Annotated in this window: 12 protein-coding genes; 9 read left to right on the top strand and 3 right to left on the bottom strand. The window is 43.3% G+C overall.

Annotated elements, in window-relative coordinates:
• Positions 1-2 precede the first annotated feature (2 nt).
• Positions 3-1,067 carry a sensor histidine kinase gene (locus FNC98_RS08515; protein ID WP_143580832.1) on the top strand — a complete coding sequence of 355 codons (1,065 nt, stop codon included), beginning with the start codon at positions 3-5 and terminating at the stop codon, positions 1,065-1,067.
• On the top strand, positions 1,067-1,888 hold the full coding sequence (locus FNC98_RS08510; protein ID WP_143580831.1) for a LytR/AlgR family response regulator transcription factor: 822 nt from the start codon (positions 1,067-1,069) through the stop codon (positions 1,886-1,888). The genes FNC98_RS08515 and FNC98_RS08510 overlap by 1 nt, the downstream gene beginning before the upstream one ends.
• A gap of 19 nt (positions 1,889-1,907) precedes the next feature.
• Here FNC98_RS08510 and FNC98_RS08505 read toward each other — a convergent pair whose 3' ends face one another.
• The 3 genes from FNC98_RS08505 to FNC98_RS08495 form a co-directional block, all read right to left on the bottom strand.
• A complete protein-coding gene (locus FNC98_RS08505) occupies positions 1,908-2,921 on the bottom strand; it encodes a 6-phosphofructokinase (RefSeq protein WP_143580830.1) in 1,014 nt (337 codons plus the stop codon).
• Positions 2,922-3,026: 105 nt separating this feature from the next.
• Positions 3,027-4,463, bottom strand: a complete 1,437-nt coding sequence (pyk, locus tag FNC98_RS08500; protein WP_143580829.1) for a pyruvate kinase — start codon at positions 4,461-4,463, stop codon at positions 3,027-3,029.
• A gap of 25 nt (positions 4,464-4,488) precedes the next feature.
• Positions 4,489-5,337, bottom strand: a complete 849-nt coding sequence (locus tag FNC98_RS08495) for a MurR/RpiR family transcriptional regulator (RefSeq protein ID WP_143580828.1) — start codon at positions 5,335-5,337, stop codon at positions 4,489-4,491.
• Between the two features lie 291 nt (positions 5,338-5,628).
• Here FNC98_RS08495 and zwf point away from each other — a divergent pair, with 291 nt between their 5' ends.
• The 7 genes from zwf to FNC98_RS08460 all read left to right on the top strand — a co-directional run bounded on the left by zwf (position 5,629) and on the right by FNC98_RS08460 (position 13,053).
• Positions 5,629-7,095: a glucose-6-phosphate dehydrogenase gene (zwf, locus tag FNC98_RS08490; RefSeq protein WP_143580827.1), complete on the top strand. Its 1,467-nt coding sequence runs from the start codon at positions 5,629-5,631 to the stop codon at positions 7,093-7,095.
• Positions 7,095-7,790 carry a 6-phosphogluconolactonase gene (gene pgl / locus FNC98_RS08485; RefSeq protein ID WP_143580826.1) on the top strand — a complete coding sequence of 232 codons (696 nt, stop codon included), beginning with the start codon at positions 7,095-7,097 and terminating at the stop codon, positions 7,788-7,790. The genes zwf and pgl overlap by 1 nt, the downstream gene beginning before the upstream one ends.
• A gap of 5 nt (positions 7,791-7,795) precedes the next feature.
• Positions 7,796-9,616, top strand: a complete 1,821-nt coding sequence (gene edd / locus FNC98_RS08480) for a phosphogluconate dehydratase (RefSeq protein WP_144035514.1) — start codon at positions 7,796-7,798, stop codon at positions 9,614-9,616.
• 3 nt (positions 9,617-9,619) lie between these two features.
• The gene (locus tag FNC98_RS08475; RefSeq protein WP_143580825.1) at positions 9,620-10,609 is read left to right on the top strand and encodes a glucokinase; all 990 of its coding nucleotides are present in this window, start codon (positions 9,620-9,622) and stop codon (positions 10,607-10,609) included.
• A complete protein-coding gene (locus tag FNC98_RS08470; protein ID WP_143580824.1) occupies positions 10,600-11,253 on the top strand; it encodes a bifunctional 4-hydroxy-2-oxoglutarate aldolase/2-dehydro-3-deoxy-phosphogluconate aldolase in 654 nt (217 codons plus the stop codon). The genes FNC98_RS08475 and FNC98_RS08470 overlap by 10 nt, the downstream gene beginning before the upstream one ends.
• A 461-nt stretch (positions 11,254-11,714) precedes the next feature.
• On the top strand, positions 11,715-12,374 hold the full coding sequence (locus tag FNC98_RS08465) for a hypothetical protein (RefSeq protein ID WP_143580823.1): 660 nt from the start codon (positions 11,715-11,717) through the stop codon (positions 12,372-12,374).
• 82 nt (positions 12,375-12,456) lie between these two features.
• Positions 12,457-13,053, top strand: coding sequence for a LemA family protein (locus FNC98_RS08460; protein ID WP_143580822.1), 597 nt, complete (start codon positions 12,457-12,459; stop codon positions 13,051-13,053).
• Positions 13,054-13,065: the final 12 nt, after the last annotated feature.

Raw genomic sequence — 13,065 nt, 5'->3', positions numbered from 1 at the left:
TTTTGAACTGGCAGCATTTAATTGAAGACAGAAACCGCTTTTTCTGGGTTCTCCACATCAGTGGCTGGGTAGGCTTTGCCTTAGTACACTACCTTGGTTCATTGCTTCATGATTTACGAGACGTTTTCGTCTGGGTGATTTTATTTCGAGCTTATGCCGGAGCCTTAATCTCTTTGCCCCTTCGGTATATCTATCAAAAGGCCTGGAATTTATCACCCCTGAAGATTGCTGTAGTGGTGTTAATTTCGTCTTATGTTGCCGGTGTTGTTTGGCAAGTCGTTAATAACATTACTTATTGGGAGCTCTATAAGCACGGTTATCAGCCAGATTTCTGGTTGTTATATACTCAATATAGTGTTTGGTCTTTCTACATCATGCTGGCCTGGAGCGGATTGTATTTCGGCATTAAGTATTATCAGATGCTGCAACAAGAGCGCGAAAAGGTGCTCAATGCTAATAATATGGCAAATGAAGCGCAGCTGAAGATGCTTCGCTACCAGTTAAACCCACATTTTTTGTTTAATACCCTGAATGCCATTTCAACATTGATTCTGATCAACGAAAATAAAACCGCAAATGCGATGGTAACCAAACTCAGTGAATTCCTGCGTTATTCATTGGATAAGGATCCGATGAAAAAGGTAACGGTTTCCCAGGAATTGACGGCGCTAAAGCTGTATCTTGATATCGAGAAAGTGCGTTTTGAAGATAAGCTGCAAATTAAGTTTGAAATTCAAAACAACTGTCAGAATGCACTAGTCCCCTCAATGATACTTCAGCCGTTAGCGGAAAACGCAATCAAATATGCTATTGCTGCCCGCGAAGAGGGTGGTACTATAGGCCTGAAGGTAAGCCGATTTGCCAATGATTTGCAACTTGAGATTAATGATAATGGTCCTGGAGCCGAGATTATCGATGGTAATCTGTATCGAGAAAATGGCGTCGGCCTGGCCAATACCCGTGAACGATTAGCTACCCTGTATCAGGATTATTCTCTGGTTGTCAGCGATAATATTACAAGCGGTGTAAAAATTAATATTAGAATTCCATTTCAAACCGAGAATTAATGAGTAAATTATCCACCCTGATCGTTGATGATGAACCGTTGGCCCGAAAAGGCTTAGCGGTTCGTTTGGCTGGCTTTGATAATATCGATATTATTGGCCAATGCGCTAGTGGTAAGGATGCGATAGAAACCATTAAAACAAAAGCACCTGACCTGGTCTTTCTTGATATTCAGATGCCTGAAGTCAGTGGATTTGATGTGGTTCGGCAGTTGTTAAATGATAGTGTGGATATGCCTATTGTGGTTTTTGTCACGGCTTTTGATCACTACGCGGTTCAGGCTTTTGACATCCACGCGCTGGATTATTTATTGAAGCCTGTTGATCATGAACGACTGTCACAAACGATAGATCGTGTTGAAGCCTATGTGCTGCAACAAAAAGCCGATTTCCATAAACAACGATTAATCGAAGTTGTCAGTGCGGTAACCGGTAACGATAGCCAGGCGATTATCGACCAACTTGAAGACGATAAACCAGTATCAACCAGCAGTTACTCTGACGTTTTAGCCATTAAGGATGTTGGAGAAACGACACTAGTACCGACTAAAGATATTATCTGGATTGATGCCGCTGGCGATTACATGTGTGTGCATACCATGGAAAAAACACACATCCTCAGAAAGACCATGAAGGAACTGGAATTGTTGCTTGATCCTAGGGTATTCATTCGAACTCACCGCTCCGCTATGGTAAATAAACGATATATCGATAAATTTGGTAATCAGGTCAATGGCGAATACTATCTGATACTAACCAACAGCAAAGAATTGAAAGTATCTCGCAGCTATAAAGATCGGGTAAAACAGGCAGTTCTTAACTAAAACCACTGACAGCCATGTTTCAGTGCAGATCCTGGAGACTTTCCTGTATCGCCAGTAGATGTTCATTGACGCCTTTGTGGTGTTCAATACTTTCGGTAAGCGCGACTTCACGGCAAAACTGACCTTCAATGCCAATCATTATATCGGTTTTACCAAGCAGCAGTTGCTCGATGGCATGGGCCCCCATGTGTGTTGCTAAAATCCGATCTTTCGCCACCGGGTCACCACCGCGTTGAATGTATCCAAGGATGCAGGGAATGCACTCTATCGCGGCATAATCACCAAGATCGCTTGCTAATTGATTGGCACCGCCCGGATACAGGTTTTCCGCACTGACAATAAGGTGGCTGCATTTCCCTCGATGTTCCTTTATCCGTTTAATTTTCGCGGCTATGTGTTGCAGCTCAATACCCGGATTGGAAAAATTTTCGAAAGTAATGATGTGTTCAGCGGCACAGGCAACGCCAACATTCAACGCTAAAAAACCACTTTTTCTACCCATTACTTCAACAACAAAAATCCGCTCGAATGCATCGGCAGTATCACGAATTTTGTCTATTGCATTTACCGCGGTATCGACTGCAGTTGCAAAGCCGATAGTGTGATCGGTGCCATCGATATCGTTATCAATAGTTCCTGGTATACCAATAAGCTGGCCATGATAAAACTGCTTAAATTTGACCATACCCGAAAACGAACCATCACCGCCGATCACAATCAAGGCATCGATATCCAGCTGTTTGAGATTTCTCGCCGCTTTTTGCATGCCCTCCGGAGTTTTAAACTCCTCACAGCGGGCACTTTTTAAAATCGTTCCACCGCGAGTGATAATATCTCTGACTTTAGGTTCATCCAGCTTAATCCATTCGTTATTGATCAATCCATTGTAACCATGTTCAAATCCGATAACCTTAATGCCGTGGTGTAGGGCATACAAGGTTGTGCTGCGAATAGCGGCATTCATACCTGGCGCGTCACCACCACTGGTTAACAAGCCAATTTTTTTGACATTAGTATCGTTACTTTTGTTCATGATGGTTCAACTGGCGATCCGATTATACGATTGTTAACCTAGCTTAAGGAGATGCCATAAAAAAAGCCAGCATAAAGCTGGCTTTTCATTAACAGCAACGTAAATTTACTTGATTGTCAGGATCTTCATGGTGTTTGTCGCACCAACCGTTTCCATCATATCACCATGAGTAAAGATAACTAAGTCGCCGGTTTTTAGCTCTGAATGCTCTTCAACCGCCGCTAAAACATCTTTAGACAGGGTGTCGTTATTACTCTCGGTAGAATCAAAGTGAATTGGGTATACACCTCGATAAATCGCCGATTTGTTCAACGTCTTAAGGTGACGTGATAACGAGTAAATCGGTAGGCCTGAGGTAATACGTGACATGATTTTCGATGTCTGACCGGATTCGGTAAGGGAAATAATCGCCTTTACACCTTTTAGGTGGTTTGCCGCGTACATCGCCGAAAGGGCGATAGTCTCAGATACTTCATCAAACATCATTTCTACGCGGTGCTTGGAGATGTTTACCGAACGCTGTTTCTCAGCGCCTAAGCAAACTTCAGCCATCGCTTTCACCGTTTCTACCGGATATTTACCCGCAGCGGTTTCAGCACTCAACATTACCGCATCGGTACCATCAAGAACGGCATTAGCAACGTCCATTACTTCCGCACGGGTTGGCATCGGCTGGGAAATCATGGTTTCCATCATTTGCGTAGCGGTAATTACGATACGGTTTAGCTGACGCGAACGAGCAATAATGTGCTTTTGTTTACCAACAAGCTCGGCGTCACCAATCTCAACGCCTAAATCACCACGGGCAACCATAACGACGTCGGAAGCCAGGATGATATCGTCAAGAACATCGTTATCGTTTACGGCTTCGGCACGTTCAATTTTAGCAACCAGGCGAGCATTACAATCGGCTTCGTTAGCAAGTAAGCGAGCTTCACGCATATCTGCAGCATCGCGTGGAAATGAAACCGCCAGGAAATCTGCATCTAGCTTCGCAGCTAGTTTAATATCTTCTTTATCTTTGTCGGTTAGCGCGGCTGCTGAAAGACCGCCTCCTTTACGGTTGATACCTTTATTGTTTGATAAAGGACCGCCTACGGTTGTCACTGTGTGTACTCGACCATCCTCGCTTTTTTCAACCTTAAGTTGCACTCGACCATCATCAAGTAACAAAACGTCGCCAGACTTTACGTCTTGGGGAAGTTCTTTATAGTCGATACCTACAGATTCCTTAGTACCTTCGCCTTTACCAAGGTTCGCATCAAGGATGAATTTATCGCCAATGGCCAGAGTTATAGGGCCGTCTTTGAAAGTAGAGATACGAATTTTTGGACCTTGAAGGTCACCGAGAATGGCAACATAGGTTCCCAATTCTTCAGCGATTTGACGAACCATATTGGCTCGATTGATATGATCTTCTGGAGCACCGTGAGAGAAGTTCAGACGAACTACATTAACACCGGCTTTGATCACTTCGCGTAAAACATTAATATCGTCAGTTGCCGGTCCGAGGGTGGCAACGATTTTGGTTCTTCTGGGCATGAAGTCTAAACCTTTTCTTGAAAAATTACTCTTTCCGTTCAAAACGGGAACTACGTAAACTGTCTTTAACTTTTTTCAGGTTATCTCTGAACTTGGAACCTCGGCGCAGGGTAAAACCTGTGGCGAGAATATCGATAAGTGCCAATTGTGCGATTCGAGAAGCCATTGGCATATATAGGTCTGTATCTTCTGCTACGGTAGGGGACAACACGATATTACACTCTTTCGCTAACGGCGAGCCGGCATCGGTAATACCAATAACTGTAGCATCATTTTCCCGGGCAATGTTGGCAACTTCAACCAAAGGCTTGGTACGACCGGTATGGGAAATGACCACCACCACGTCACCTTGCGAGCTATTAATACTGCTCATACGTTGCATCAATATGTCATCAAAGTAGACCACTGGTACATTGAACCGGAAAAATTTGTTTTGGGCATCGTGGGCAACAATTGCTGATGCTCCCAATCCGAAGAAAGATATTTTTCGGGCTTGGGTAAGGACATCTACTGCTCGGTTGATCAGATTGGCATCTAAACTTTTACGAGCCATTTCAAGGTTCGCCAATGTCGATTCGAAGATCTTTGTTGTATACTCTTCAGCAGAATCATTCTCATCAACATGACGGTTTACATACGGTGTTCCGTTAGCCAGACTTTGTGCTAAGTGCAGTTTGAAATCCGGGTAACCTTTGGTATCTAAACGTCTGCAGAAACGATTGACTGTGGGTTCGCTGATATTTGCCTGTTTGGCTAGTGACGCAATACTGGCGTGAATTACTGTCGCAGGAGATGCTAAAATTACTTCGGCAACTTTTCGTTCTGATTTACTGAAAGAATCAAATTCATTAGTGATTTTTTCTAATATATTCATAACAAGCCTCATGTTGAATTGCTGTTACTGTAAATTATTTTAACAGAAGATAACAGTATTTATGTAAATTTATTTCATAATTTGATTGTTTTTTAGACCGTATTACAGGCGTTTATTCGTTTCACTCGCTGATAATATTGCCATTTGACATGAATAAAACCGTTTTTAAGGGGAATTCCAGCGGGAATATCTCTGTAATTTAATTACAATTTTACTTTACCTTGGGCTGACTTCAGTTTAAATTAACGGTAAATGTAATTTTTTTTCATTGTCTGAAGAGAGTAGTACCATATGGCTCACAACAATCTGCAATCTGCAGAACAAATTGTACTCTTTGGCGCCGCAGGCGATTTGTCTCGCCGTAAACTGTTCGCGGCCCTGTATCATCTTGAATCTGAAAACCTTCTCCATGACGACCTGAAGATAATCGGTGTCGCTCGTAACCAATATGACAACCCAGAGTTCCAACAATTTGTTGCCGAAAACCTCGCCACCTTTATTGGTAATGAAATTACCGATGAGGTTGTTCAACGATTTACTGCTCGTTTTACTTATTTAAAATTAGATTTTTCTGACCAGGCTGGTTACGAGAGTTTAAAAAATACGCTAAAAGACGAAGCCAACACGCTATATTACCTGGCAACACCGCCTGCAATATACGGTATGATATGCGAAGGCCTGCATGCCCATGGTTTAGCTAATGACTATGCCCGTGTCGTTATGGAAAAACCTATTGGACACGATTTGGAGTCCTCTCAGGTTATCAATGATCAGGTTAACCGTTTCTTTAATGAAAGCCAGATTTACCGTATCGACCACTATCTTGGTAAAGAAACTGTTCTGAACCTGTTATCCCTTCGTTTTGCAAACTCCTTGTTCTCGACCAACTGGGATCATAACTGTATCGATCATGTACAAATTACCGTTGCTGAAAGCGTTGGTATAGAGGGACGCTGGGGTTTTTATGACGAAACCGGGCAGATGCGAGATATGGTGCAAAACCACTTGCTACAGATTTTATCCTTGTTAGCGATGGAGCCACCGACGGATCTGAGTGCAGAGAGCATCCGTGATGAAAAGCTAAAAGTATTAAAGGCACTGCGTCCTATTACCCGAGCTAATATTCATGAAAAAGCGGTACGTGGGCAGTATGCGAAAGGTTATCTGAACGGTAAAGAAGTACCGGGTTATCTTGAAGAAGAGGGTGCTAACAAAGCAAGCACCACTGAAACCTTCGTTGCCATTAAAGCCGAAATTGATAACTGGCGCTGGGCTGGTGTTCCATTTTACCTGCGTACCGGTAAACGTATGCCGCGCAAACATTCAGAGGTAGTGATTTACTTTAAACACCAACCTCATAATATTTTCTCTCATAGTTACGCGCAGTTACCGGCGAATAAGCTGACAATCCGTTTGCAGCCGGATGAAGGTGTTGAGCTTACGGTTATGAACAAAATTCCGGGTATCTCTAATGAAATTGAGATCAAGGAAACAAAACTGGATTTGAGTTTCTCTGAAATCAACGAAAACACCCGGGTCATTGATGCCTACGAGCGTTTATTGCTTACCGCTATTGATGGTAACCAGTCATTGTTTATTCGTCGGGATGAAGTGGAACAGGCGTGGAAATGGGTTGACGGCATCATGGAAGCATGGGGCGCTACCAATGAATTACCAAAATCCTATGCTGCTGGTTCATGGGGACCGGTAGCCTCTATCGCGTTAATCGCACGTGACGATCGTAATTGGGACGAATAATGTACAACAAACAAATTTTTAACAGCAGAGCAGACCTGGATCAGGCTTTTGCTGAACAGGTTGCAGGTCAATTGCAAGCCCTAGTGGAAAGAAACGGCAAAGCTTCCATTGCCTTTTCTGGTGGCAGTACACCAAAGGGCTTTTTTGCGGCGTTATCAAATCAGGATATCGCCTGGGAAAAGGTAACCGTAACCCTTGCTGATGAACGTTGGGTAGATTTTCAAGACAGTAATTCAAATACTCGCTTGTTGTCTGAAAACCTTTTGAGAAACAAAGCTGCCAAGGCGTCTTTGTTCGAATTAAAACTTCCTGGCGATCTCACAGAACAAGCCGTGCAAACGTTAAATAAATCTGCCGCTGGCAATGTTTTACCTTTGGATATTGTGATTCTGGGAATGGGTGAAGATGGGCATACCGCGTCTTTATTCCCGTGCAGCGAAGAAATTAGCGAAGGGCTGGACGTTAATGCTCAACCTGGTTTATTAAAAGTCGTGCCAGGCACTGCACCATTTGAACGCATCAGCTTTAATTTTAACGCATTGATTCAGGCTTCTCATCTTTATCTTCACCTGGTAGGTGAAAATAAAATGACCGTTTTGGATCAGGCAATAGCAAGTCAAGACAGCATGAAAATGCCTATTCGCGCATTTTTACATCACCAGTCAAAAACCATCGACGTTTTTTGGGCGGAGTAGTTATGATAGACCCTAAAATTGCTGCGGTAACCGACCGCATTATCGAACGCAGTCGTGCAAGCAGAAAAAGTTATATTGAAAAAATTGATCGTGAATCCTCGCAAACCGTTCACCGTGGAGCCTTATCCTGCGGTAACCTTGCGCATGGATTTGCAGCCTGCGGTAAGCAGGAGAAAGACGTACTTAAGCAACTAAACCATAGTGATATTGCTATCGTTTCTGCTTACAACGATATGTTGAGTGCGCATCAGCCTTACGAAACCTATCCAGCCATTATCAAGAAAACCATCCGTGAAACCGGCGGTGTAGCCCAGTTTGCTGGTGGTGTTCCGGCAATGTGTGACGGTGTGACCCAAGGTCAGCCTGGCATGGACTTGAGCCTGATGAGTCGCGACGTTATTGCAATGTCATCTGCAGTGGCGCTATCACACAATATGTTCGATGGCACATTAATGCTAGGTATCTGCGATAAGATCGTTCCAGGTCTTTTGATTGCAGCGATGACTTTTGGTCACTTGCCGACGGTATTTGTCCCTGCAGGCCCAATGCCTTCAGGCATTCCAAATAAAGAGAAAGCACGAGTTCGTCAGCAGTTTGCAAAAGGCGAAGTTGGCAAAGATGAGTTATTGGAAGCAGAGTCCAACTCTTATCACGCGCCGGGTACTTGTACCTTCTTTGGTACGGCAAATTCAAACCAATTAGTGGTTGAAGTCATGGGCTTGCATTTGCCAGGTTCTTCTTTCATCCCCCCAAATACGCCATTGCGTGAAGAATTGACCAAAGCTGCTGCTCGCCAGGTAACTCGTCTTACCCAACAATCCGGTAATTTCCAGCCTGTTGGTAAGATGATTGACGAGAAGAGCTGGGTAAACGCAATTGTCGCATTGCTTGCAACTGGTGGTTCTACGAACTTAACCATGCACTTGATTGCAGCGGCGCGTGCCGGTGGGGTGATAATTAATTGGGATGATTTTTCAGATCTTAGTGACGCGGTACCGTTGTTAACGCGAATTTATCCAAATGGCTTTGCTGATATCAACCAATTCCAGGAAGCCGGTGGTATGTCTTTATTGTTCCGCTTATTGTTGGAAAAAGGCCTGTTGCACGAAGACGTTCACACCATCTGTGGTGAAGGTCTACAAAGATACACGCAACGTCCAGTGCTTGAAAATGGCGAGCTTAAATGGATTGATGGTCCTGAAGCGTCAGGTGACCTGGAAGTTATCGCTACTAACGAAAAACCATTCAAGAGCGATGGTGGCCTTAAGGTATTAGAAGGTAACCTTGGTCGAGCGGTTCTTAAAACGTCAGCATTGCGCCCAGGTGCCGAAGTGATTAAAGCACCAGCGATTGTGTTTGAAGATCAAAATGATTTAGAAAAAGCATTCCAAAACGGAGAGCTGGAAAAAGATTTCATTGCTGTTGTTCGTTTTCAGGGACCTAAAAGTCGCGGCATGCCAGAGCTTCATAAATTAACCCCGCCTTTAGGCGTTCTTCAGGACAAAGGTTTTAAAGTTGCCTTAGTAACCGACGGCCGCATGTCAGGAGCTTCCGGTAAAGTACCTGCGGCGATTCACCTGGTGCCTGAAGCACTAGATGGTGGCCTGATTGCTAAAGTACAAAATGGCGACATGATTCAGGTTGATGGTTATAGCGGCCGTATTAACGTTCTGGTTAGCGACGAAGAATTAGCTAAGCGCGAAACAGCGCAATTTTCTGGGCAAATGCAACATCAGGGCATGGGTCGTGAATTGTTTGGATTCATGCGCAGCAGTTTAAGTGGTGCCGAGCTTGGAGCCTGTTCTTTGTTTAAAGAGGAACACTAAGTTATGACGCTTAAATCCGCAGCAATTAATATCGTAGCCGATATCGGAGGTACCAATCTGCGTATTGGTATGCTCGATGAAACCGGTTCGGTTAAGAATCTACATTTATATCAATGTGCAGAATTTTCGAGCCTGCAAATGGTTCTCGAAGATTATTTTGTCCAGCATCAGGTTGACTCCAGCAAGGTTAATGCATGTTTAGCTATTGCCTGTCCGGTTGATAACGATCTGATTAGCATGACGAATTTACCATGGGAATTTCGTCAATCCGAGTTAAAGGCATCGCTGCAATTAAATAGTCTTTATATGATTAATGACTACACAGCGATTGCCATGTCCATTAACAGCCTGGATGATACGCAAAAAGTTAAAATCGGTGGCGGCGAAGCTATTCCTCATAAACCAATCGCTATTTGTGGGCCAGGAACAGGTCTTGGTGTTGCCAACTTATTTGCATACCAAGGACAGTGGATTAGCGTTGGCGGAGAGGGCGGACATGTCGATTTTGCGCCAACCGATGAGACTGAATTCGCCATTCTAAATTTCCTGAAACATAAATATCCGCGAGTCTCGGCTGAACAAATATTGTCGGGCTTAGGTATTGAGCAAATCTATCAGGCGCTTTGTGACATAAATGACGTTAAAGCAGAAAATTATCGCGCCAAAGATATCTCTGCAAAAGGCATTTCCGGCGAGTGCGAAGTGTGCGTTCAGGCGATGCATCAATTTTGTAAAACCCTTGGTAGTTTTGCTGGAAACCTGGCGTTAACAACCGGTGCATTTGGCGGCGTATATATAGCCGGAGGTATCGTACCAAGGTTTTTAGAGTTTTTTGCTCAAAGCGAATTTCGTGCCCGTTTTGAAGCAAAAGGCCGATTCGAAGAATTTAATCAGGGTATTCCTACTTACGTAATTACTGAGCCACAACCAGGGATTTTGGGAGCCAGTGCATTTCTTAAACAACAAATCAATAATGAGGTCGTATGTCTGTAACGAGTAATTGGCAAATCAAGCCACAAGAAATTTTTGCCATGGGGCCTATCGTACCTGTATTGGTTATTGAAAATGTTGAAGATGCAATTCCTATTGCTAAAGCCCTGATGGCAGGTGGTATTCGCGTATTAGAAGTAACACTACGCACGGAAAATGCATTACAAGTAATTCGTAAGATTGCCGATGAACTACCAGATGCAATGGTAGGTGCAGGTACTGTTACCAATCCGCAAACCCTACGTCAGGCTCAGGAAGCTGGTGCGAAGTTTGCTATCAGTCCGGGTATGACCAGAGAGCTATTAGAAGCATCCGGTGAAGCCTCAATTCCATTAATTCCGGGTATTGCGTCAATTTCTGAATTAATGACGGGGATTGATGCTGGTTTAGACCACTTTAAGTTCTTTCCGGCAGAAGCCATTGGTGGTGCCAAGTCGATTAAGTCGATTGCCGGACCATTCCCTGATATCCGTTTTTGTCCAACGGGCGGTATCAATAAAGATAATATGAATAATTATCTGTCGCTGAAAAATGTGAGTTGTATTGGGGGCTCATGGCTTGTTCCTGCAGACGCGGTAGCTAACAAAGATTGGGACAAAATCACAGAGATCACCAAAGCGGCTGTTGCTGCAGTAGATGTGGCATAGAGCTTAACTGTGTTGAGCAAAAGGAGCCGTTAGGCTCCTTTTTTATATCTCAATATTTAATAAATTTGAACACCGAAAATAGACGTTCTTTGCCCACATTAAAAATTTCGCATTAATTATTTTCAACCGTTAGATTCCTTGTCTATAGTTGTATTTAAGCACCTTGCTTAATGTTTTGATGGAACTTTATAAAAGATAACGGTCGTGTTTAGTTTTTTATCTTTGATACTTTGAATTTTCATAACGTGATAGTGGTTCTCTAATTATCTATAGCTGTGGTAGTTCTTGATTTCATAAGATAAATTTTAGATTAAGGCATTCGAAAGACGCGCAACTTAATCTTCTCTCAATTATCAAAGGTCGTGGTTAACGACTCTTACCTCAATAACTTCAGGATATTGCAAACTCTTGTTGATTATTTGTTGGCGGTTTTTCTCTGACCCCGCCGATAGGAGTGCCGAATGAAGATTGTTGTTTTGTTAAGCCTGATATTTTGTATCACCTCTTGTTCTATGGTTCCGGGTAATCATCCTGAATCAAGTAACATCCTTACGCAATATTCAAGCCTTAAACAGCCACTGACCTTTGAAGAACTGGATGAAGAGGTTACCCAGTTAAACCCGATAATTGGCATGTATCCGCCGAGATTCAGCAATGAAAATCATCGAGAAGAAGTGATGATTTCATGGATGGAACTTGTCGATGTCGCGCAACAATTCCACGACCAATTAGGCCAGGAAAAGACCTTTTATATGCTGTCGGAATTGTATCGAATGGGATACAACATGCAGATCCCCGGTAGCGGCGAAAATGCCCTCGAGTACCTGACAGATTGTCTTGAGGAATTTCCAGATTCCGTCGCCTGTAATTTTTCTGCTACCTATTTTTATTTAACGGCAGGACGTTACTATCTGGGTGATGCTGAAAAAAGCCTGCAGCGCCTGAGACAACACTATTTACCAGCCCGAAATCACGAAGTAGAAAGCGGTTATGTGTTTTTATACTTGTTTCAGCAGGATGAAGAGAAAGCCATGGAGCAAATAGACTTATTCATTAACGCTTTCCCTGAAAGTCAGCAAGCGGATGAGTTTTCGCAAATTAAAAAGGCTCTGCTCGATTAAGCATTGCCGATAAAACGCCATTGCTGATTAGTATTCAATAGGTTAGAGTTCCTTTTGTGATTAAAAAACGAAAGGAACTCATATGGATATCTCCACAATTGTTTTTTGGGTAGTAATCGCTGCTCTGATCTTTTACGTCATCTCAGTGTTCAACCAATTGGTTGCACTCAAAAACCGCTATCAAAATGCGTTTGCACAAATAGAAGTGCAGTTAAAGCGTCGTTATGATCTGATCCCTAATCTCGTTGAAACCGCTAAAGCCTACATGAGCCATGAACGGGAAACGTTAGAAGCCGTTATTTCTGCTCGTAATGCTGCGGCTAAAGGATTAGAAGCGGCAATGAAGGCTCCGGGTAACCCTGCCGCCATGCAGTCATTAGGTGGGGCAGAATCCATGTTGACCTCAGCTTTAGATAAACTGAACGTTGTTATGGAAGCTTATCCAGATCTTAAAGCTAATGAGAATATGATGCAGGTTAATGAAGAACTGGTAAGTACAGAAAATCGCATTAGTTTTGCCAGACAAGCGTTTAACGACCAGGTGATGAGTTACAACACCTACAAGCAGCAGTTCCCGCAAAACTTCTTTGCCGGTCCATTTGGGCATAGCCAGGATGCTTCATTACTTGAGTTTGAAGATAGTGCTGAAATTCAGGCGGCGCCTAAAGTAAGCTTCTAAACGTTTTCTACA

Source organism: Thalassotalea sp. PS06 (assembly GCF_007197775.1).
GTDB lineage: Bacteria > Pseudomonadota > Gammaproteobacteria > Enterobacterales > Alteromonadaceae > Thalassotalea_A.
This window is presented reverse-complemented; position numbering and strand designations above follow the sequence as displayed.